Origin of the sequence: Kitasatospora sp. NBC_01539, from assembly GCF_045040525.1 — a bacterium.
In the GTDB taxonomy this organism is placed as follows: Bacteria; Actinomycetota; Actinomycetes; order Streptomycetales; family Streptomycetaceae; genus Kitasatospora.
The window spans coordinates 6922897-6944383 of record NZ_CP109390.1; the positions used below are offsets into that span (position 1 = coordinate 6922897).

19 protein-coding genes are annotated in these 21487 nt (G+C 74.3%); 10 read left to right on the forward strand and 9 right to left on the reverse strand.

Annotated features, from left to right (window positions below):
• Nucleotides 1-46 precede the first annotated feature (46 nt).
• Nucleotides 47-244, forward strand: a complete 198-nt coding sequence (locus OG335_RS30010) for a hypothetical protein (RefSeq protein ID WP_405014266.1) — start codon at nucleotides 47-49, stop codon at nucleotides 242-244.
• 2 nt (nucleotides 245-246) lie between these two features.
• Complete coding sequence (locus OG335_RS30015; RefSeq protein ID WP_405014267.1) at nucleotides 247-594, forward strand: ArsR/SmtB family transcription factor; 348 nt, start codon at nucleotides 247-249, stop codon at nucleotides 592-594.
• A 76-nt stretch (nucleotides 595-670) separates the two neighbouring features.
• On the opposite strand, the gene OG335_RS30020 is transcribed toward OG335_RS30015, so the two are convergent.
• The gene (locus OG335_RS30020; RefSeq protein WP_405014268.1) at nucleotides 671-1048 is read right to left on the reverse strand and encodes an ArsR/SmtB family transcription factor; all 378 of its coding nucleotides are present in this window, start codon (nucleotides 1046-1048) and stop codon (nucleotides 671-673) included.
• A gap of 113 nt (nucleotides 1049-1161) precedes the next feature.
• On the opposite strand from OG335_RS30020, the gene OG335_RS30025 reads away from it, so the two are divergent.
• Nucleotides 1162-2253 carry an NADH:flavin oxidoreductase/NADH oxidase gene (locus OG335_RS30025; RefSeq protein ID WP_405014269.1) on the forward strand — a complete coding sequence of 364 codons (1092 nt, stop codon included), beginning with the start codon at nucleotides 1162-1164 and terminating at the stop codon, nucleotides 2251-2253.
• A gap of 39 nt (nucleotides 2254-2292) precedes the next feature.
• Here OG335_RS30025 and OG335_RS30030 read toward each other — a convergent pair whose 3' ends face one another.
• Together OG335_RS30030 and OG335_RS30035 are read right to left on the reverse strand one after the other, a co-directional pair.
• Nucleotides 2293-2607: a hypothetical protein gene (locus OG335_RS30030; protein ID WP_405014270.1), complete on the reverse strand. Its 315-nt coding sequence runs from the start codon at nucleotides 2605-2607 to the stop codon at nucleotides 2293-2295.
• 243 nt (nucleotides 2608-2850) lie between these two features.
• Nucleotides 2851-3546, reverse strand: a complete 696-nt coding sequence (locus tag OG335_RS30035; protein ID WP_405014271.1) for a FadR/GntR family transcriptional regulator — start codon at nucleotides 3544-3546, stop codon at nucleotides 2851-2853.
• 112 nt (nucleotides 3547-3658) lie between these two features.
• On the opposite strand from OG335_RS30035, the gene OG335_RS30040 reads away from it, so the two are divergent.
• Together OG335_RS30040 and OG335_RS30045 are read left to right on the forward strand one after the other, a co-directional pair.
• A complete protein-coding gene (locus OG335_RS30040; protein ID WP_405014272.1) occupies nucleotides 3659-4198 on the forward strand; it encodes a gluconokinase in 540 nt (179 codons plus the stop codon).
• Nucleotides 4195-5592 (forward strand): GntP family permease, encoded by a 1398-nt coding sequence (locus tag OG335_RS30045; protein WP_405014273.1) that lies wholly within the window; start codon nucleotides 4195-4197, stop codon nucleotides 5590-5592. Before OG335_RS30040 ends, OG335_RS30045 begins: the two co-directional genes overlap by 4 nt.
• A 314-nt stretch (nucleotides 5593-5906) precedes the next feature.
• Here OG335_RS30045 and OG335_RS30050 read toward each other — a convergent pair whose 3' ends face one another.
• The 5 genes from OG335_RS30050 to mmuM form a co-directional block, all read right to left on the reverse strand.
• Nucleotides 5907-7502, reverse strand: a complete 1596-nt coding sequence (locus tag OG335_RS30050) for a glycerol-3-phosphate dehydrogenase/oxidase (RefSeq protein WP_405014274.1) — start codon at nucleotides 7500-7502, stop codon at nucleotides 5907-5909.
• Nucleotides 7503-7650: 148 nt separating this feature from the next.
• Nucleotides 7651-9189, reverse strand: a complete 1539-nt coding sequence (gene glpK, locus OG335_RS30055; protein WP_405014275.1) for a glycerol kinase GlpK — start codon at nucleotides 9187-9189, stop codon at nucleotides 7651-7653.
• Between the two features lie 106 nt (nucleotides 9190-9295).
• Nucleotides 9296-10015 (reverse strand): MIP/aquaporin family protein, encoded by a 720-nt coding sequence (locus OG335_RS30060; protein ID WP_405014276.1) that lies wholly within the window; start codon nucleotides 10013-10015, stop codon nucleotides 9296-9298.
• 334 nt (nucleotides 10016-10349) lie between these two features.
• Nucleotides 10350-11114, reverse strand: coding sequence for an IclR family transcriptional regulator (locus OG335_RS30065; protein WP_405014277.1), 765 nt, complete (start codon nucleotides 11112-11114; stop codon nucleotides 10350-10352).
• Between the two features lie 93 nt (nucleotides 11115-11207).
• The gene (gene mmuM / locus OG335_RS30070) at nucleotides 11208-12197 is read right to left on the reverse strand and encodes a homocysteine S-methyltransferase (protein ID WP_405014278.1); all 990 of its coding nucleotides are present in this window, start codon (nucleotides 12195-12197) and stop codon (nucleotides 11208-11210) included.
• Between the two features lie 313 nt (nucleotides 12198-12510).
• On the opposite strand from mmuM, the gene OG335_RS30075 reads away from it, so the two are divergent.
• The 5 genes from OG335_RS30075 to OG335_RS30095 all read left to right on the forward strand — a co-directional run bounded on the left by OG335_RS30075 (nucleotide 12511) and on the right by OG335_RS30095 (nucleotide 19673).
• On the forward strand, nucleotides 12511-13365 hold the full coding sequence (locus tag OG335_RS30075; protein ID WP_405014279.1) for an NUDIX hydrolase: 855 nt from the start codon (nucleotides 12511-12513) through the stop codon (nucleotides 13363-13365).
• Nucleotides 13362-14423, forward strand: coding sequence for a molecular chaperone DnaJ (locus tag OG335_RS30080; protein WP_405014280.1), 1062 nt, complete (start codon nucleotides 13362-13364; stop codon nucleotides 14421-14423). The genes OG335_RS30075 and OG335_RS30080 overlap by 4 nt, the downstream gene beginning before the upstream one ends.
• 9 nt (nucleotides 14424-14432) lie before the next feature.
• Nucleotides 14433-15422, forward strand: coding sequence for a hypothetical protein (locus tag OG335_RS30085; RefSeq protein WP_405014281.1), 990 nt, complete (start codon nucleotides 14433-14435; stop codon nucleotides 15420-15422).
• Nucleotides 15423-15555: 133 nt separating this feature from the next.
• Nucleotides 15556-17436, forward strand: coding sequence for an adenylosuccinate synthetase (locus OG335_RS30090; protein WP_405014282.1), 1881 nt, complete (start codon nucleotides 15556-15558; stop codon nucleotides 17434-17436).
• A 215-nt stretch (nucleotides 17437-17651) separates the two neighbouring features.
• Nucleotides 17652-19673 (forward strand): acetoacetate--CoA ligase, encoded by a 2022-nt coding sequence (locus OG335_RS30095; RefSeq protein ID WP_405014283.1) that lies wholly within the window; start codon nucleotides 17652-17654, stop codon nucleotides 19671-19673.
• Nucleotides 19674-19756: 83 nt separating this feature from the next.
• Here OG335_RS30095 and ptsP read toward each other — a convergent pair whose 3' ends face one another.
• Entirely contained in the window at nucleotides 19757-21427 is a 1671-nt protein-coding gene (gene ptsP, locus OG335_RS30100; RefSeq protein ID WP_405014284.1) for a phosphoenolpyruvate--protein phosphotransferase, read from the reverse strand.
• Nucleotides 21428-21487 lie beyond the last annotated feature (60 nt).

The following is a 21487-nucleotide window of genomic DNA, read 5'->3' on the forward strand; positions in this document are numbered from 1 at the left end:
TGTGCCCGGGCGGCGGCCGGCGCAGCTGCCGGCAACGGAGGTCAGCGTGACGGACCTGTTCCGCGAGGAGCTCGGGGCGCAGTTGGCCCGGGCCCGCGGCGACCTGGCCGCCGCCCGCGAGGCGGGTGACGAGGACGGCGTCCAGGCCTACCGGGGGCGGATCGCGAGCCTGCTGCGGATCGCCGCGCGGCACGGCATCGACCTGCCGCACGCGCCGGACGAAGAGGAAGACGAGGACGACTGAGCATGCCGGTCCCGCTCTACCAGGCCAAGGCGGAGTTCTTCCGCACCCTCGGTCACCCGGCCCGCATCCGCGTCCTCGAACTCCTGCAGGACGGCCCCCGCCCGGTCCGCGAGCTGCTGGCGGAGATGGACATCGAACCGTCCAGCCTCTCCCAGCAGCTCGCGGTGCTGCGGCGCACCAACCTCGTCACCGCGACCCGTGAGGGCAACACCGTGGTCTACGAGCTCAGCACGCCGGACGTCGCCGAGCTGCTGCGGGCCGCGCGCAGGATCCTGACCGAGATGATCACGGACCAGGAGGTCCTGCTGGCCGAGCTGCGTGGCGGAGGGCGGGCCGTTCCGGCGCCCTGACCCGTCCGGCGCCCTGACCCGTCCGGCACCCTGGCCCGTCCGGCGCTCGCCGTGTGCCGAACGGCCCCGCGGTGTGTCAGTCCTCCGGCACGGCCGTGGTGGCGGCAGTGGCGCGGTGGCCGGTGACGACGCTGTCGAGCAGGCCGGGGAAGCGTGCCGCGAGGTCGTCGTGGCGCAGCGAGTTCATCTTGGAGGTGCCGCGGCGCACCTGCCGGATCACCCCGGCCTCGCGCAGCACCCGGAAGTGGTGGGTCAGCGTGGAGCGCGTCACCGGCACGTCGAAGGCCACGCAGTTGACCTCGGCCTCGTGCTGCGCCAGCGAGGCGACGATCCGCAGCCGGACGGGATCGGCGAGCGCGTGCAGCACGCACTCCAGCCGGATCTCGCCGACCGCGGGTTCGGGGAAGACGCCGGACTCGGGGCCGGTGGCGGTCGCGGTGCTGGTGGCGGTCACGCCTCATCGTACGACGGATATCGTAGTTTGACAGACTTCGTCGTACGAGAGTTATCGTCGTAACCCCGAACCGCCCCGGCCGGCTCACCCCGGCCACCGCCCGAGGAGCCTCTGTGAGCGCCCTGTTCGAGCCGATCACCCTCCGCTCGCTGACCGTCCCGAACCGGGTCTGGCTCGCCCCGATGTGCATGTACTCGGCGGCGCCGGACGGCCCCGAGCAGGGCGTGGCCACCGACTTCCACCTCGCCCACCTCGGCTCCCGCGCGGCCGGCGGCGCCGGCCTGGTGATGACCGAGGCGGCCGCGGTCCGCCCCGACGGCCGGATCTCCCCGTACGACCTCGGCCTGTGGAACGACCGGCAGCAGGAGGCGCTCGCCCGGATCGCCGCCCTGATCACCGCGCACGGCTCGGTGCCCGCGATCCAGCTCGCCCACGCCGGCCGCAAGGCGTCCACCGGTGGCCCGACGGGCGGTTCCGCGCCGCTCGGCCCCGAGGCGGGCGGCTGGCGGACGGTCGGCGCCTCCCCGGTGGCGTTCGGCGCCAACCCGACGCCCGACGAGCTGACGGAGGAGCAGATCGCCGTACTCGTGCAGGACTTCGCGGCCTCGGCGGTCCGCGCCCGGGAGGCCGGCTTCCTCGTCGCCGAGGTCCACGGGGCGCACGGCTACCTCGTGCACTCCTTCCTCTCGCCGCACTCCAACCACCGCACCGACGGCTACGGCGGCAGCTTCGCGGGCCGGGCCCGCTTCGCGCTGGAGGTCGCCGCGGCCGTCCGCGCGGTCTGGCCGGCCGACCTGCCGGTCTTCTTCCGCGTCTCGGCCACCGACTGGCTCGACGGCGAACCCGGCTGGACCGTGGACGAGACGGTGCTGCTCGCCAAGGAGCTCGGGGCGATCGGCATCGACCTGGTCGACGTCTCCAGCGGCGGCATCGCCCCGCACGCCCGCATCGAGACCGGCCCCGGCTACCAGGTGCCCTTCGCGGAGCGCATCCGCAGCGACTCGGGCGTCCCGGTCAGCGCGGTCGGCCTGATCACCGAACCCGCCCAGGCGGAGGAGGTCGTCACCGCGGGCCGGGCCGACGCCGTGATGCTCGGCCGGGAACTGCTCCGCGACCCGTACTGGCCGCTGCACGCCGCCCGGGCGCTCGGCGCCGAGCGCCGCTGGCCCCGGCAGTACGGCTACGCGGTCGGCCCGCGCGGCTGACTCGGCTGACCCGGCGGGGCCGACGGCCCTGTCGGGCCGTCAGCCCTGCAGCGGCGCCCGGTGACCCGCCGGGCGCCGTCCGCGTTCCCGGCTGCCGTCCAGCGGCGACGCGGAGTTGGGCCCCCGGCGTCTCTGCGCGGCGATCTGACGCGACACCAGGATCTCCAGCAGCCCCCACGCCGTGCCGAACACCCCGATCGCCATCACCACCAGGGCGGGCGTGAGCAGCGTGGTGCCCGCGTACGAGGCCAGGACGGCGACGATCAGGGCCACCAGCATCAGGGAGAAGGAGAGCCCCGCCCGGACGGCGGCGGCCCGCACCTCGTCCGGAAGGCGGCGGCGAACGGTGGACATCGGCGACCCCCAGCGCTGACGTTCGGAGAGCTGAGCCCGGCGTACGGGCCGGCGGTCGGGCCGGTGGGTGCACGGGCGGGCAGGTGCGTGCGTGCAGGTACAGGTGCGTGCAGGTGGGTACAGGTGCCGGCGGCGTGCGCTGGTGCGCACCCCCCGACACCCCCACCCTGCCCCACCAAGGGCCCGTCATGCGGCGGAAGTCCACGATCGGGCCCGGAATCCGGCAGGCGTTCAGGTACGAACTCAGTCGAGCGTGGCGTTCAGTTCGTCGAGCGCCCCCGTCACGATGGTGCGCATCGCCCGTTCGGCGAGCGCGGCGTCGCCCGAGCAGATCGCGTCCGCGACCTCGCGGTGCAGCTGCACGGCGTACGGCCGCGGCCGGTGCGGCATCAGGTGGTGCTCGGTCCGCCCGGTCAGCACGGCGCCCACGGTGTCGTGCAGGTGCGCGAACATCTCGTTGCCGGAGGCGCGCAGCACCGTCGCGTGGAAGGCGATGTCGTGCTGCAGGAAGGCCTCCAGGTCGGCCGCCCGGGCGGTGACCGTCAGCTCGACCGCGAGCGCGGCGAGGGCCCGGCGGTCGTCGTCGGTCGCCTCCACCGCGGCCAGCGCCGCCGCGGCGGGTTCGACCGCGACCCGCAGCGAGCCCAGCGAGCGCAACTGCGCCGCCCGGTCGGCGCCGGCCAGCCGCCAGCGGATCACCAGCGGGTCGAAGACGTCCCAGCCGGCCCGGGGCTGCACGGTGATGCCGACCCGGCGCCGCGGGGCGACGAGCCGCATCGACTCCAGGATGCGTACGGCCTCGCGGACGACGGTGCGGGAGACCCCGTAACGCTCCTCCAGCTCCTCGGCGCGCAGCACCGTGCCCTCCGGGATCTCACCGGAGGCGATGGCGGGGCCGAGGTCGGCGAGCAGGCGGCCGGGCAGGCCCTGGATCTCCATCCGGCCAGACTAGCGGGAAGCAAAAGTATGACGATTAAGTTTCAAGGGCTTGAATAAGTCATACCTTTACGCGACAGTGGGCGCGGATCAGGCAGAAGAAGGAGCACCACCCATGGCTCTCAGCGTCGAGGACCAGCCGCCCGTCATCGTCGTGATGGGCGTCTCCGGAGTCGGCAAGACCACCGTCGCCCGGCAACTCGCCGACCGGCTCGGCCTCCCGTACGCGGAGGCCGACGACTTCCACCCCGCCGCCAACATCGCCAAGATGAGCGCCGGCACCCCGCTCGACGACCACGACCGCGAACCCTGGCTGCGCGCCCTCGGCGCCTGGCTGGGCGCGCAGGCCGCCGACGGCACCGGTGGCGTCGTCACCTGTTCGGCACTCAAACGGCGCTACCGCGACACCCTGCGCGCGTCCTGCCCCGACGCCTTCTTCCTGCACCTCAGCGGCAGCCACGAGCTCGTCCGCGACCGCCTCGTCCACCGGGCCGACCACTTCATGCCGCCCTCCCTCCTCGACTCCCAGTACGCCGCGCTCGAACCTCTCGGGCCCGACGAGCGCGGAGCCGTGCTGGACGTCGGCCCCACCCCGGAAACCCTCGTCGAGAAGGCCGCAGCACTGCTCGGCCACGTCAACGGAGACCTCGCGTGACCACCCCCACCCTCCTGCTCGCGGCGGCCGCCCCGGCCCTCCCGCACACCGACAGCGACGGACGACTGCTCGTCGCCGTCCTGCTCAGCATCGCCACGATCGTCCTGCTGATCACCCGGCTGAAGCTGCACCCCTTCCTCGCCCTCACCCTCGGATCCGCCCTGCTGGCCGTCGTGGCGCAGGCACCCTTCGACAAGCTGCTCACCAGCTTCGCCACCGGCTTCGGCGCCACCGTCGCCGGCGTCGGCCTGCTGATCGGCCTCGGCGCGATGCTCGGCAAGCTGCTCGCCGACTCCGGCGGCGCCAACACCATCGCCGACACCGTGCTCGCCCGCACCGGACGCCGCGGACTGCCCTGGGCGATGGCCCTCATCGCCGCCCTCCTCGGCCTGCCGCTCTTCTTCGAGGTCGGCGTCGTCCTGCTCATCCCGATCGTGCTGCTCGTCTCCCGCCGCGGCAACGTCCCGCTCATGCGGATCGGCATCCCCGCCCTCGCCGGACTCTCCGTGCTGCACGGCCTGGTGCCCCCGCACCCCGGCCCGCTGGTCGCCGTCGACGCGCTCAAGGCCGACCTCGGCGTCACCCTGGCCTTCGGCCTGCTGATCGCCGTGCCCACCCTGATCGTCGCCGGCCCGCTCTTCGGCCGCGTCGCCGAACGCTGGGTCGGCCCGCTGGAGCCGCCCGCCGAAACCGCCCCCGCCGCCGACACCGTGCCGCACGAGCGCAGCCCCCGCTTCGGCGCCGTACTCGTCACGATCCTGCTGCCCGTCGTGCTGATGCTCGGCAAGGCCCTCGTCGACGTCGTCGTCGACGACCCGAAGGCCGTCCTCCAGCGCGTCTTCGACTTCGTCGGCTCGCCGCTCATCGCGCTGCTCGCCGCCACCCTGCTCGGCATGCTCACCCTCGGCCGGGCGGCCGGCTTCACCAAGGCCGAGATATCCCGCACCGTCGAGAAGTCGCTCGCCCCGATCGCCGGCATCGTCTTCATCGTCGGCGCCGGCGGCGGCTTCAAGCAGACCCTCATCGACGTCGGCGTCGGCGACGCCGTCAGCACCTGGGCCGGCAAGTGGCACATCTCCGCGATCCTGCTCGGCTGGCTGATCGCCGTCCTCATCCGGCTCGCCACCGGCTCGGCGACCGTCGCCACGATCACCGCCGCCGGCATCGTCGCCCCGCTCGCCGCCGACCTGTCGACCAGCCACGCCTCGCTGCTCGTCCTCGCCATCGGCGCCGGATCGCTCTTCTTCTCCCACGTCAACGACGCCGGCTTCTGGCTCGTCAAGGAGTACTTCGGCCTGAGCGTCGGTCAGACGGTGAAGTCCTGGTCGGTCATGGAGACCGTCATCTCGGTCACCGCGATCGCCCTGATCCTGCCGCTCAGCCTGATCGTCTGAGCCCTCCCGCCTCCGCAGGCCCGCTGACCCCGCAGCCCCGCTGACCCCGCAGCCCCGCTGACCCGCAGGCCCCCCGACCCCGCAGGACCCCGGCCACCTCCCCGCGCCGGGGTCCTGCGGCATTCCCACCCGGCGGAGCGGCCGCGGTGCCGGACGACCGGCGCGGCGCGCCGGAGGGCGGGCACCTCCCCCGTGGGTGCCCGCCCTCCGCCGACCTTCGCCCTGCCGCGCCCGCGCTCCGCGAGGCTGTGTCTACCTGGTCCCGCGCTCCGCGAGGCTGTGTCTACCTGGTCCCGCGCTCCGCGAGGCTGTGTCTACCTGGTCCCGCGCTCCGCGAGGAAGGCCTCCACCTTGGCCCGCACCTCCGGGGTGTCGAGGCCGCGCACGGTCATGGTGGTGCGGCGGCGCAGCACGTCGTCGACGGTGTAGGCCCACTCGTTGTCGGCGGCGTAGGCGACCTGGGCCCACACGTCGGGGCCGTCGGGGTGGACGGGTTCGCCGAGCTGGGGGTTGTCGGCGATGAGGTGGGCGATCTCGAAGGAGAGCGTGCCGTAGTGGCTCGCCAGGTGGCGGGCGACCAGGGGTTCCATGCGGGAGCCGGGCTCGCGGTCGACGAGCAGCCGGTGGGCGACGGCGTTGGGCGCGCCGACGCCGGGCAGTGGCACGGTCGCGGGGAACGAGGACATGTCCTCGGCGAGGCCGGTGCCGGGCACGCGCTTGAGCTTCTCCAGCACGGCGCGGCCGATGTGACGGTAGGTGGTCCACTTGCCGCCGGCGACGGAGAGCATGCCGCCGCGGCCCTCGGTGACGACGGTCTCGCGCTTGGCGGCGGCGGTGTCGCCGGGGCCGCCGGGCAGCACCCGCAGGCCGGCGAAGGCGTAGGTGACGAGGTCGCGGTCGAGGTGTTCGTCGCGGATGGCGTGCCCGGCCTCGTCCATGATCTGGTCGATGTCGGCCTCGGTGGCGCGGACGTCCGTCGGGTCGCCGGTGTACTCCTCGTCGGTGGTGCCGAGGAGGACGTGGTCCTCCCACGGGATCGCGAAGGAGACGCGGTACTTGTCGATGGGGATGGTGAGCGCGGCGCGCCACGGCGTGCGGCGCTTCACGACGACGTGCGCGCCCTTGGAGAGGCGGATCGACGGGGCGGCGCCGGCGTCCTCCATGGTCCGCAGGTGGTCGACCCACGGGCCGGTGGCGTTGAGGACGAGGCGGGCGGAGACACCGAACTCGGTGCCGTCCATGCGGTCCTTCAGTTCGGCGCCGCTGACCCGGCCGCCGGTGAAGCGCAGGCCGGTGACCTCGGCGTGGTTGAGCACGACGGCGCCGGACTCGACGGCGGCGCGGACGGTCATCACGGCGACCCGGGAGTCGTTCATCTGGTGGTCGCCGTAGACCGCGACGGCCTGCAGGCCCTCGGTGCGCAGGGCCGGCACCTGCTGGGCGGCGTGGGCGGCGGTGGAGACCCGGCCCATGCCGTCGCGGAAGGCGGAGAGGGCGGAGTAGAGGAAGACGCCGGCGCCGAGCTTGGGGGCGCTGTGCGGGCCGCCCTTGTAGACGGGCACGAAGAAGGTCAGCGGGTTGACCAGGTGCGGGGCGACGTCGGTGGCGAGCGCCCGGCGCTCCTTGTGGTTCTCGGCGACGAGCCGGACGGCGCCGGTCTGCAGGTAGCGCAGGCCGCCGTGGACGAGCTTGGAGGAGGCGCTGGAGGTGGCGCCGGCGAAGTCGCCGGCGTCGACCATGGCGACCTTCAGCCCGGCCTGGGCCGCCGTCCAGGCGGTGGCGGTGCCGAGGATGCCGCCGCCGATCACCAGCAGGTCGTAGGTGGCCCTGCCGAGGAGTTCGCGGGTCTCGGCGCGGGAGGCGGTGTGGCCGGTGGTGTAGCCGGCGCCCAGGGTCGGGATGGTTGCCATGGTGTGTGTACGGCGGCCCCGGTCGGGGCTGCCGTGTCTCCTCTCGGTGTGCGGTGCGGTCTCGTGGGAGACCGGGTCCGGCCCGGTGCGGGCGGGCCGGGGAACGGCCGAGCCGGCCGGGGCGGTCATGCCCCGGCCGGCGTACGCGTCAGCCCTGCTCGTCGTCCTCCTCCACCCAGCCCATCGTGCGCTCGACGGCCTTGAGCCACTTCTTGTACTCGCGCTCCCGGGTGGCGTCGTCCATCCGCGGGGTCCATTCGGCGGCGCGGTGCCAGTTGGCCCGCAGGGTGTCGAGGTCGTTCCAGAAGCCGACGGCGAGGCCGGCCGCGTAGGCGGCGCCCAGGGCGGTGGTCTCGGCGACGAACGGGCGCTCGACGGGGGCGTCGAGCACGTCGGCGATGTTCTGCATGAGGAGGTTGTTGGAGGTCATGCCGCCGTCGACCTTGAGGGCGGTGAGTTCGACGCCGGAGTCCTTCTGCATGGCGTCGACGACCTCACGGGTCTGCCAGGCGGTGGCCTCCAGCACGGCGCGGGCGAGGTGGCCCTTGGTGACGTACCGGGTGAGGCCGGCGATGACGCCGCGGGCGTCGGAGCGCCAGTACGGGGCGAAGAGGCCGGAGAAGGCGGGCACGAAGTACGCGCCGCCGTTGTCCTCGACGGTGGACGCGAGGGTCTCGATCTCGGCGGCGGTGGAGATGATGCCGAGCTGGTCGCGCAGCCACTGCACGAGCGAGCCGGTGACGGCGATCGAGCCCTCCAGGGCGTAGACCGGCTTCTGGTCGCCGATCCGGTAGCCGACGGTGGTCAGCAGGCCGTGGTAGGAGTTGACGATCTTCTCGCCGGTGTTGAGCAGCAGGAACGTCCCGGTGCCGTACGTCGACTTGGCCTCGCCCTCGTCGAAGCAGGTCTGTCCGAAGAGGGCGGCCTGCTGGTCGCCGAGCGCGGAGGCGACGGGTACGCCGGCGAGGTCGCCGACGGCGTGCCCGTACACCTCGGCGGAGGAGCGGATCTCCGGGAGGACGGCGAGCGGCACGCCCATCGACTCGGCGATCTTCTCGTCCCACGCCAGGGTGTGGAGGTTCATCAGCATGGTGCGGCTGGCGTTGGTGACGTCGGTGACGTGCCGGCCGCCGTCGACGCCGCCGGTGAGGTTCCAGATGACCCAGGTGTCCATGGTGCCGAAGAGGATGTCGCCGGCCTCGGCGCGCTCGCGCAGGCCCTCGACGTTGTCGAGCAGCCAGCGGATCTTCGGGCCGGCGAAGTAGCTGGCCAGCGGCAGGCCGGTCTCGCGGCGGTAGCGGTCCTGGCCGACGTTGCGGCCGAGCTCGCGGCAGAGCGCCTCGGTGCGGGTGTCCTGCCAGACCAGCGCGTTGTGGACGGGCTTGCCGGTGTGGCGGTCCCACAGCACGGTGGTCTCGCGCTGGTTGGTGATGCCGATCGCCCGGATGTCGTCCCTGGTCAGGCCGGCCTTCTCGAGTGCGCCGCGGACGACCGACTGCACGCGGGTCCAGATCTCGGCGGCGTCGTGCTCGACCCAGCCGGGCTGCGGGAAGATCTGCGAGTGCTCCTGCTGGTCGACGGCGACGATCCGGCCGTCCGCGCCGAAGACGATGCACCGGCTGGACGTCGTGCCCTGGTCGATCGCGGCGATGTAGTTCCCGGTGGGCGCGGTGGTGCCTGAAGTCATGGGGTCCTCGGCTCTGGATGAGGGTTTCAGGGGCGGGCGGTCCTGACCATGGGTCAGTCCCCGTGGGTGGGTGGCGGGCAAACCAGCGCCCGTCCGGCCCGGAGGGTCAGAAGGCGACGTTGTACAGGCCGCCGGCGAGGAGCGCGCCGATGACGGGGCCGACCACCGGGATCCACGCGTACGACCAGTCGGAGCTGCCCTTGTGGGGGATGGGCAGCAGGCTGTGCGCGATGCGCGGGCCGAGGTCGCGGGCCGGGTTGATGGCGTAGCCGGTCGGGCCGCCCAGGGAGAGGCCGATGCCGACGACGGTGAGGGCGACCATCAGGACGCCGGTGCCGGAGAGGCCGAGGCCCTTGTTGAGACCCTGGGTGAGGATGGCCAGGCAGAGCACCAGGGTGCCGATGATCTCGGTGAGGAGGTTCTGCACCGGGTTCCGGATCTCGGGGCCGGTGGAGAAGATGCCGAGGGTGGGGTCCTCGTTGGCCTGGAACTGTCCGAGGTAGGTGACCCACACCAGGACGGCGCCGATGACCGCGCCGAGCATCTGGGAGCCGATGTAGAGCGGCACCTTGCTCCAGTCGCCGGTGTCCGTGGCGATGGCGACGGTGACGGCCGGGTTGAGGTGGGCACCGGACTTGGGGGCCGACATGTAGGCGGCGACGAGGACGGCGAAGCCCCAGCCGAAGGTGATGGCGAGCCAGCCGGCGTTGATCGCCTTCGACTTCTTGAGGGTGACCGCGGCGCAGACGCCGCCGCCGAGGAGGATCAGCGCGGCGGTGCCGAGGGTTTCGCCGACGAAGATGTCGCCGTTGGAGAAAGCGGACACAGAGACTCCCTTGTCCTGGTGGCCCGGAGGAGCGGGTGGGGGCAGGTGGCCCGGGCGATCCGTTGCGTGGTGAGCGCATGGGGAGTGGATCTCCGGCCGCCGTTCGACAATGTCGACCGACATGCGGAAGCTTCCACCGCGCCCGCCCTCCGCGTCAAGGCAGGGTTACGCACTCGTGACGGACGGGTGCGCCCCGACGCGCCCGTCCGGCCGCCGGGCCGGCCGCCCCGTCCGGACCCACCCGGACCCACCCGGACCAGGGCATGCGAAAGGGCGCGGACAGGCTCCCGCCCGTCCGCGCCCCGCGCCGTACCGTCGCCCCGGGGGCGACCCGTCAGAACCGGCCGGCGCCCAGGTCCCGCGAGATCGCCCGCGCCGCGCTGCGCACCGACGCCACCAGGCCGGGCTTCACGAACCCGTCCTCCGTGACGGTCTCCACCGCCCCGGTCACGCAGACCGCGCCGACCGGGTTGCGCCGCCGGTCCTGGATCAGCGCGCCGACCGAGGCCACGCCCTCCCAGGTCTCCTCGACCGAGTCCGCCCAGCCCCGCTCGCGGACCAGCGCGCACTCCGCGTCCACGTCCGCCGGGTCGGTCAGGGTGCGCAGCGTGTACGACTGCAGCGGGCCTTCGCCCAGCTCACCGCGGGCCACCGGGTCGTACGCCAGCAGCACCTTGCCCAGTGCGGTGGAGTGCAGCGGCTGCATCGAGCCGACCTCCAGCACCTGCCGGGAGTCGTCGGGGCGGAAGACGTGGTGCACGATCAGCACGCCCCGCTGGTGCAGGACGCCCAGGTACACCGTCTCGCCGCTGGCCCGCGCGAGGTCGTCGGCCCACACCAGGGCGCGGGCGCGCAGCTCGTGCACGTCGAGGTAGCTCTGGCCGAGCCGCAGCAGCTCGGCGCCCAGCTGGTACTTGCCGCTCTCCGGGTCCTGCTCGACGAACCCCTCCTGCTGGAGGGTGCGCAGGATGCCGTGGGCGGTGCCCTTCGCGAGATCCAGGGAGGCCGCGACCTCGGAGAGGCCGAGCCGCCGCTCGCCGCCGGCCAGCAAACGCATGATGGCGGCGGCCCGGGAGAGCGACTGGATCGGGCCGGGCATGAGCTACCTCCCCTGACAGGCGGTCGACAATGTCGACCGGAGTGTGAACGCAACGAGTCTGCCAGGCCGACGGCCGGGCGTGCACCTTTCGGATCAGTCCGCACCGTGTACGGCGCGTGCCACATCCGCGATCTCCTGCTCCCCGACCCGGCAGCACCCCCCGATCAGCCGGGCCCCGTCCGCCAGCCAGCCGGTCACCCGGGCCGGACGGAACGCCGGCGCGCCCCGCCAGCCGCGGGCGGCGGCGTCCCACCGCTCCCCGCTGTTCGGGTACACCACGACGGGCTTGCCCGTCACCTCCGCCGCCAGGGCGACCGCCCGGTCGGCGTCGGCCGGGGCGCAGCAGTTCACCCCCACCGCCACCACCGCGTCCACGTCCGCGGCCAGGGCGAACGCCTCGGCCAGCGGCTGCCCCGCCCGCGTCCGGTCGCCCGCGGCGCAGAACGACAGCCAGGCGGGCACCCCCAGATCCTCGACCACGGCCAGCACCGCCTCGGCCTCCACGGCGTCGGGGATCGTCTCCACCGCCAGCACGTCCGGCCCCGCGGCCGCCAGCACCTCCAGCCGCGGCCGGTGGAAGCGCTCCAGCGCCGCCCGGCCAAGCCCGTACCGGCCGCGGTACTCCGAACCGTCCGCCAATACCGCGCCGTACGGACCCACCGAGGCCGCCACGAACAGCGGGCGCCCCGCGCCCCCGCCCGGTCCACCTGGTTCGCCCGGTCTGCCCGGTCCGCCCGGCTGCGGGGCCGCCGACCGCAGTTCGGCGGCCTCGCGCGCCGCGTCGCGGGCCAGCCGCACGCTCAGCGTCAGCAACCGCGCGGTCTCGGCCCGGCCCAGCCCGCGGCGCGCGAAACCCTCGAAACTCGCCTGGTAGCTCGCCGTGGTCGCGACCTCGGCGCCGGCCAGGAAGTAGCCCAGGTGCGCGGCGGCCACCGCCTCCGGCCGGTCCGCCAGCAGGCGGGCGCTCCACAGGGCGTCGGAGAGGTCGTGGCCGGCGGCCTCCAGCCGGTTGGACAGGCCGCCGTCCAGGACGAGCGGCCCGGCCGCGAGCGCAGCGGCGAAGCCCGGGGGAGTCGTGGTCACGGCGCACCTCCTGTTCCGCGGGCCGGTGCCAGCACTGTAGAGCCGTGCGCGGCGCGCCGGGACGCCAGGGGCGGCGGGATCCCGCCCGGCCCGCCCCTGTCCCGCGACGTCCTGCCCGTTCCCGCGGCGTCCTGCCCGGTGCCGCCCCGTCCCGCCCGGTGTCGTGCCGTCGCGCACCGCCGGCCGGGGCGGCGGGAGCCTGCGAGGTCAAGTCCACCCGTACGAGTGATCGAAACGCACTGGCGGCCGTCCGAGGCGTGCGCTACGTTCTTCTCAGAACGAGAACAACCGGCCGAACGGAGCGAGGTACGGCATGGCAGCCGATCACGACGACGCGGAGCGCGCCTGGCTTCAGGCGTACGACCCCCGCGCCTACACGCCGGTCGCCGTCACCGTCGACGTCGTCGCCCTGACGCTCCGCCGGGGCGAGCTCCACGTCCTGCTCGTCGAACGCGGCGAACCCCCCTACCAGGGGAGCTGGGCCCTGCCCGGCGGCTTCCTCCGGGCCGGCCAGGAGGACCTCCTCGGGGCGGCCACCCGCGAACTCGCCGAGGAGACCGGCCTGGAGGGCAGCCTGGAGATCGCCGCCGCGCTCAGCCGCACCCACCTCGAACAGCTCGGCAGCTACGGCTCACCGGACCGCGACCCGCGGATGCACGTGGTGTCCGTCGCCTACCTCGCCTTCGCCCCCGACCTCCCCGACCCGCAGGCAGGCACCGACGCGGCGGCCGCGGCCTGGCACCCGGTCACCGCGCTCGACCTGCCCGCCTCCCGTACCGCCGGGCCGCCCGCCGACACCCACGGGGGTGGCGTCGGCGAGCGGCCCGGCATCCGGCTCGCCTTCGACCACGGCGTGATCATCGCCGACGGCCTCGACCGGGCCCGCGCCAAGATCGAGTACAGCCCCCTCGCCACCGCCTTCCTCGGCCACGACTTCACCATCCCCGAGCTGCGCGCCGTCTACGAGGCCGTCTGGGGCGAGCCCCTCCACGCCGGCAACTTCCATCGCAAGGTCCTCTCCGTGCCCGGCTTCGTCGAGTCGACCGGCGCCACCACCCCCCGCGGCGGTACCCGCGGCGGCCCCCGTGCCCGCACCTACCACGCGGGCGACGCCCACCTGCTCCACCCGCCGCTGCTGCGGCCCGCACAGGAGGACGGCATCCGGTGACCGCACCCCGCGCGGCCCGGCCGCCGACCACACCACGGACCTTCACCGAGGCGCTCGCCGCCGTCACCGCCGCCGTCCGGCCCGAAGAACTGTTCACGGGGGATCCCGCCGACGCGGCCCGCCGGTACCGGCGGCTCGCCCGGCTCCTCCACCCCGACACCGCGCCGTCCGATCGGAGGGCGGAGGCCGGCACCGCCTTCGTGGCCCTCGGCCGCCTCTGGGAGCAGCACCACCGCGGCGGCAGCGGGGACGAACTCCGCACCGCCCGCCACACCTACCGGCTCGGTCCGGTCATCGCCCACGGCGACATCGCCGTCCTCCGGGCCGCCACCACCGAGCACGACGACCCGGTGCTGCTCAAGATCCCCCGCAGCCCCGCCGACAACGACCTCCTCGAACGCGAGGCGACCGCCCTCACCCGGCTCGCCCGGCACGGCGACCGCCGCTTCCACGCCTACGTCCCCACCCTCGTGGAGAGTTTCGAGCACGAGGACACCACCGACCCCACGGACCGCCCGCGCCGGATCAACGTGCTCCGACGGACCGACGGACTCCGTCCCCTCACCGACGTCCTCCTCGCCCACCCCGACGGCCTCGACCCGCGCGACGCCGTCTGGATGTGGCGGCGGCTGCTCGTCGCCCTCGGCCACGCACATCGCGCCGGCGTCCGCCACGGCGCCGTCCTGCCCGAGCACGTCCTCATCCACCCCGCCGAGCACGGCCTCGTCCTCGTCGACTGGTGCTACGCCACCACCGGCAGCCCCGCCGCCGCCCCGGCCCTGGTCGAGCGCCACCGCGCCCGGTACCCGCCCGAGGTCCCCGCCCGCCGCCCCGTCACCGAGGCCACCGACATCCACCTCGCCACCCGCTGCATCGAGGAGCTCATGGGCCCCAAGGCGCCCAAGCCCCTCCGCGCGTTCGTCGCCGGCTGCACCCTGCCCGCCGAACCCCGCCGACCGCACGACGCCTGGCGACTGCTCGCCGAGCTCGACGACCTGCTCCACACCCTCTACGGCCCGCGCACCTTCCGGCCGTTCCACCTGCCCGCCACCACCTGAGGAGAACCCATGGGAAGCGGCTCCTGGTCCACCAACGTCTACGACGCGGCCGCGCACTACCGCGCCGGCACCGGCGCCAGCGCCTTCGCCTACAGCGACTCCACCACCCGCGGTTCCCGCTCCACCTGGAAGGCCCACCCCAGCCTCGACCCGCACGGCCTCACCATCCGCGAGAGCCGCGACTCCGACGAGCACCCCGTGTCCCTCGCCGTCGCCGTCCTGTTCGACGTCACCGGCTCCATGCAGACCGTGCCGCGCGTCCTGCAGACCAAGCTCCCCGAGCTCTTCGGCCTGCTCCTGCGCAAGGGCTACACCGAGCACCCGCAGATCCTCTTCGGCGCCGTCGGCGACGCCACCTGCGACCGCGTCCCGCTCCAGCTCGGCCAGTTCGAGTCCGACAACCGCATGGACGACGACCTCGGCAACATCCTGCTGGAGGGCGGCGGCGGGCAGATGACCGAGTCCTACGAACTCGCGATGTACGCCATGGCCCGCCACACCGCGCTGGACTGCCTCGAACGCCGCGGGCGCAAGGGCTACCTCTTCCTCATCGGCGACGAACTGCCCTACGGCAAGGTCAAGGCCCGAGAGGTGCGGGCCGTCCTCGGCGAGGAGATCCCCGAGGACATCCCGCTCCCCGCCCTCGTCGCCGAGCTCCAGCGGCTCTACCACGTCTACTTCATCCTCCCGGCAGGCACCGCGTACGCCGGCAACGCCGAGGTTCTCGGCACCTGGCGCAAGCTGCTCGGCCAGAACGTCATCGAGCTCGACGACCTCGACGCGGTCTGCGAGACCGTCGCGCTCACCATCGGCCTGGGGGAGGAGGCCATCGACCTCCAGGAGGGCCTCGCCGACCTCGCCGACCTGGGATCCGGCGCGGTCGCCACCGTCGGCAAGGCCCTCGACGGACTCGCCCGCGCCTCCCGTACGGTCGCCGTCCCGGGCCCCTCCCTGCTCGGCCCCGACGACCGCTCGGCCACCGGCACCACCCGGCTCTGACGGCCCGCACCTCCCACCGGGGTGCGGGGCCGCCACGGCCCGCACCCCGCCGTCCCTGCTGTCATCCCGCCGCCCCGCCGTCCTGCCGTCCGACCCCGCCGTCCCGTCCCGTCGCAGAGAGGCAGACCACGCCGTGACCGACCTCCTCCCCGAGAGCCACGTGATCGTCTGCGACCTCGGCTTCGGCGACGCCGGCAAGGGCACCGTCGTCGACTACCTCTGCCGCCGCCCGCCCGGCCCGGACGGCCGACGCCCGGTCCGGGCGGTCGTCCGGTACAACGGCGGCGCCCAGGCCGCCCACAACGTCGTCACCGACGACGGCCGCCACCACACCTTCGCCCAGTTCGGCTCCGGCACCTTCTCCGGCGTCCCCACCCACCTCTCCCGCTTCATGCTCGTCGACCCGCTCGCCCTCGCCGCGGAGGCCCACCACCTCACCACCCTCGGCGTGCCCGACCCCTTCGCCCTGCTCACCGTGGACCGCCGCGCCCTCCTCACCACCCCGTACCACGCCGCCGCCAACCGCCTCGGCGAACGGCGCCGCGGCGCAGCCCGCCACGGCTCCTGCGGACTCGGCATCGGCGAGACCGCCCGCTACGCCCTCGACCACCCCGACGACGCCCCGACCGCCGGTGACTGCACCAGCCGCGGGCGGCTCCTCGCCCGGCTCACCCTCCTGCGGGACCGCCTCGCCCACCGGCTCGGCCTCGCCCCCGACCGGCTGCCCGCCCCACCGCCCGCCGACTGCGTCGGGGCCTTCGCGGCCTTCGCCGGCCGCGTCCGCCTCACCGACGAAACGGCCCTCCCGCAGCTCCTCCGGCAGGGGCCCGTGGTCTTCGAGGGCGCCCAGGGCGTCCTGCTCGACGAGCACCACGGCTTCCACCCCTACACCACCTGGTCGACGACCACCTTCGCCAACGCCGAGACCCTGCTGGCCGAGGCGGGCCTGCCGTCCGCCGCCCTCCGGCTCGGAGTGCTGCGCAGCTACACCACCCGCCACGGCCCCGGCCCGCTGCCCACCGAGGACAAGCACCTCGCCGTCCCCGAACCGCACAACAGCACCGGCCCCTGGCAGGGCCCCTTCCGGATCGGCCACTTCGACACCGTCGCCCACCGGTACGCCCTGGCCGTCGCCGGCGGCGCGGACGCCCTCGCCCTGACCCACCTCGACGCCCCCGCCCGCCACCCCGCCCTGCGCCTGTGCGACACGTACGACCTCGACGACGCCCCCCTGCACACCCTCACCCCCGGACGACCCGGAGACCTCACCGCACAGGCACAGCTCACCGAGGCCCTGACCCGCGCCCGCCCGGGCCGGCTCACCGACCCCGGCCCCGACCCGCAGACCTGGTCGGCGGCGATCGCCCACCGTCTCGGCACCCCGGTCCTGCTGGAGTCCCACGGCCCGACAGCCCGTCAGAAACACCTCCGCCGGGCCCCCGTCGACAGCGTTACCATCCACCCCATGACCACACACGACGCCGACCGCACGTCCTACGGGCCCGGCTCGCACTGCCACTGGTGCGGTGCGGCGTACGCACCCGGCACCACCGGCTGGCCGCGGGCCTGCCCCGGCTGCGCCGAGATCACCTACCGCAACCCGCTGCCCGTGGTGGTCACCCTGCTGCCGGTGATCGCCCCCGAGGCCAACGGCCTGGTGGTCATCCGCCGCACCATCGAGCCCGGCTACGGCGAGCTCGCCCTTCCGGGCGGATACATCGACTACGGCGAGAGCTGGCAGCAGGCCTGCGTCCGCGAGCTCCGCGAGGAGACGGGCATCGAGGCCGACGCCGGCCGGGTCGCCCTGGTCGCCACCGACTCCGACACCTCCGGCGGATTCCTCTGCCTCTTCGGCATGCTCCCGCCCCGGCGCATCGACGAACTCCCGCCGTCCGTCCCGACCGACGAGACCGAAGGCTGGCAGTTCCTCCCCAACCCCTCCCAGCTGGCCTTCCCCTTCCACACCCGGGTCAGCCACGCCTGGTTCAACGGCGAGTACGCACACCTGGCCTGACCGGCCCGCACGGGCACGCCCCGACCCCGCCGTGGGCCGCGCCGGGGGCCCGTACCGGCCTGCGGCGCGCCACGGGCCCGGGCCCTGGCGCGCCCGACGATCACATGGCATGGTCTGCTCGTCAGCGACCACTCGGGCGGGCGCCCGCCACAAGCAGCCCCGTCCACCGCCCCCGGCCCCCGGGCGGGGGCGCCCCACCCCGGGAGACCACCACCGTGAGCACCCCACCCGCCGACCGCCCGCTCTGGCGACCCGACCCCGCCCGCGCGGCCGCCTCCCGGCTCGTGGCCTTCCAGGCCTGGGCCGCCGAACACCACGGCGCCCCCGCCGCCCCGCTCGCCCCCGTGGCCGACGACAGCGAGGCCGCCGCCCGCTACGCCGCCCTCCACGCGTGGTCGACCGACGACCTCGACCGGTTCTGGACGGCCGTCACCACCTGGTTCGACGTCCGCTTCAGCACCGCCCCCGACGCCGTCCTCGCCGACCCCGCGATGCCGGGCGCCCGCTGGTTCCCCGGGGCCCGCCTCAACTACGCCGAGCACGCCCTGCGTGCCGCCGAGGACCCGGACCGCGCCGACCTCCCCGCCGTGCTGCACGTCGACGAGACCACCGACCGGCCCGTCACCCTCACCTGGGCCGAGCTCCGCCGCCAGGTCGGCTCCCTCGCGGAGGCCCTCCGCACGCAGGGCGTCCGCCCCGGCGACCGGGTCGGCGCCTACCTGCCCAACATCCCGCAGGCCGTCGTCGCCCTCCTCGCCACCGCCGCCGTCGGCGCCGTCTGGACCTCCTGCGCCCCCGACTTCGGCGCCCGGAGCGTCCTCGACCGCCTCCAGCAGATCGAGCCCGCCGTCCTCTTCGCCGTCGACGGCTACCGCTACGGGGGCAAGGAGCACGACCGCACCGACGTCGTCGCCGAGCTGCGCCGCGAGCTCCCCACGCTGCGCGCCGTCGTCCACGTCCCCCTGCTCGGCTCCCCGGCCCCCGAGGGCGCACTCGGCTGGGACGACCTGGTCGCCGCCGACACCGACCCCGTCTTCGAGGCCGTTCCCTTCGACCACCCGCTCTGGGTGCTGTACTCCTCGGGCACCACCGGCCTGCCCAAGGCCATCGTGCAGAGCCAGGGCGGCATCCTCGTCGAGCACCTCAAGCAGGCCGCGCTCCACCTCGACCTCGGTCCCGAGGACCGCTTCCTCTGGTACACCTCCACCGGCTGGATGATGTGGAACTTCCTCGTCGCCGGCCTGCTCGTCGGATCCACGATCGTCACCTACGACGGCAGCCCCGGACATCCGGACACCGGAGCCCTCTGGTCCGTCGCGGCCCGCACCGGGGCAACCGTCCTGGGCACGTCCGCCGCCTACGTCATCGCGAGCCGCAAGGCCGGGCTCCACCCGGGCCGCGACCTCGACCTCTCGGCCGTCCGCTGCATCGGCACCACCGGCTCCCCGCTGCCGCCCGACGGCTTCCGGTGGATCTACGACGAGGTCAAGTCCGACGTCTGGCTCGCCTCGGTCAGCGGCGGCACCGACGTCTGCAGCTGCTTCGTCGGCGGCGTCCCCACCCTCCCCGTCCACCTCGGCGAGATCCAGGCCCCCTGCCTGGGCGCCGCCGTCGAGGCCTGGGACGTCCAGGGCCGCCCGCTCGTCGGCGAGGTCGGCGAGCTCGTCGTCACCAAGCCGCTGCCGTCCATGCCGATCGGCTTCTGGAACGACCCGGACGGCACCCGTTACCACGACAGCTACTTCGACATGTACCCCGGCATCTGGCGCCACGGCGACTGGATCACCACGACCGACCGCGGCACCGTCGTCATCCACGGCCGGTCCGACTCCACCCTGAACCGCCAGGGCGTGCGGATGGGCTCCTCCGACATCTACGAGGTGGTCGAACGCCTCCCGGAGATCGCGGAGTCCCTGGTCATCGGTGTCGAGGAGGCGGACGGCGGCTACTGGATGCCGCTCTTCGTCGTCCTCGCCCCCGGGGCCGAGCTCGACGACTCCCTGCGCACCCGGGTCCGCACCCGGCTGCGCACCGAGCTCTCCCCGCGCCACGTCCCCGACGAGATCATCGTGGTGGAGGGCCTGCCGCACACCCTCACCGGCAAGCGCATCGAGGTGCCCGTCAAGCGCCTGCTCTCCGGCACCCCGCTCGACCGCGCCGTCAACCCGGGCTCCGTCGACAACCTCGACCACCTGCGGTTCTTCGAACGCCTGGGCCGCGAGCGCCGCCGGGCCTGAGCCCCGGAGCCGGGCACGGGTCAGGGGCGCTTCCAACCCCCACGGTGGAAGCGCCCCTGCAGCCCCGGCCCTGCCCGGGGCGTCTACTCGCCCGACAGCACCTGGTGGGCCGCCGCCCTGGCGTCGGCCGCGTTGTCCGCGGCCCTCGCCGCCGCGGCGGCCCGTCGGCACTGTGCGAGCGTGTACTTGGCGAGCGCGGTGCGCACGTACGGGATCGACGCCGCGCCCATGGACAGGCTGGTCACACCCAGCCCGGCCAGCACACAGGCGAGCAGCGGGTCGGAGGCGGCCTCGCCGCACACCCCGCAGCTCTTCCCGAGCGTCTGCGCGGCCTCCGCCGACACCGCGATCAGGTCGAGCAGCGCGGGCTGCCACGGATCCTGCAGCCTGGCGAGCGCACCGACCTGCCGGTCGGCCGCGAAGGTGTACTGCGCCAGGTCGTTGGTCCCCAGCGAGATGAACTCGACCTCCTGGAGGATCGACCGCGCGCGGAGCGCAGCCGACGGGATCTCGACCATCGCGCCGAACTTCGCCTGCAGACCGGCCTCCCGGCAGGCCTCGGCGAACGCCCGGGCGTCCTGCCGGTCCGCCACCATCGGCGCCATGACCTCCAGGTGCACCGGCAGCCCCTCGGCCGCCTTCGCGAGCGCCCGCAGCTGGCTCGACAGCACCTCGGGGTGCTCCAGCAGCGTCCGCAGCCCGCGGACCCCGAGCGCCGGGTTCGGCTCGTCGACCGGCGTGAGGAAGGCCAGCGGCTTGTCCGCGCCGGCGTCCAGCACCCGTACGACCACCCGGCTCTCCGGGAAGGCCTCCAGCACCTTCCGGTACGCCTCGTACTGCTTCTCCTCGCTCGGCGCCTGCGCCGAGTCGTCGAGGAACAGGAACTCCGTACGGAACAGCCCGACGCCCTCGGCGCCGGCCTCCAGCGCGGCCGGCAGGTCGGCAGGCCCGCCGATGTTGGCCAGCAGCGGCACCCGGTGCCCGTCCGACGTACGGCCCGGCCCGGACGACGCGGCGAGGACGGCCCTGCGCTCCGCCGCCTTCTGCCGGAGCTCCTCCTGCTTCTCCTGCGCCGGGTCCACCAGGACCTCGCCGCTGCTCCCGTCGACGGCGACCACGGTGCCCTCGGCCACCTCGGTCGCACCCGGCAGCGCCACGACGGCCGGCACACCCAGCGCCCGCGCGAGGATCGCACTGTGGCTGGTCGGCCCGCCCTCCTCGGTCACGAACCCCAGCACGAGCGTCGGGTCGAGCAGCGCGGTGTCCGCCGGCGCGAGGTCGTGCGCGAAGAGCACGTACGGCTCGTCGCTGTCGGGCACACCCGGCATCGGCACGCCGAGCAACCGCGCGACGATGCGGTTCCGCACGTCGTCGAGGTCGGCGACCCGGCCCGCGAGGTAGTCGCCGGCCGCGGCCAGCAGCGCCCGGTAAGCGGCGAACGCGTCGTAGATGCCGCGCTCGGCACTGCTGCCCACCGCGATCCGCCGACTGACGTCCGCCATCAGTTCCGGGTCCTGCGCCATCAGGGCCTGGGCCTCCAGCACGGCCTGCGCCTCGCCGCCGGCGAGGTTCCCCCGGGCGATGAGGTCGGCCGCGACCGCGTCCACCGCGGCCTGCGCCCGCGCCTGCTCGTGCGGTGCCTCGTCACTGGGAATCTGGGTGGCGGGCGGCTCCAGGACCGCCGTGCCCATGTGTCGCACCGGGCCGATGGCGACTCCGTGGCTGACCCCTACGCCGCGCAGCATCGCTTCCACGTTCTGACTTTCCTTTCACCCGGCAGGTTCGTGCCGTCCGCAAGGTGCGCGCCGTCCCGC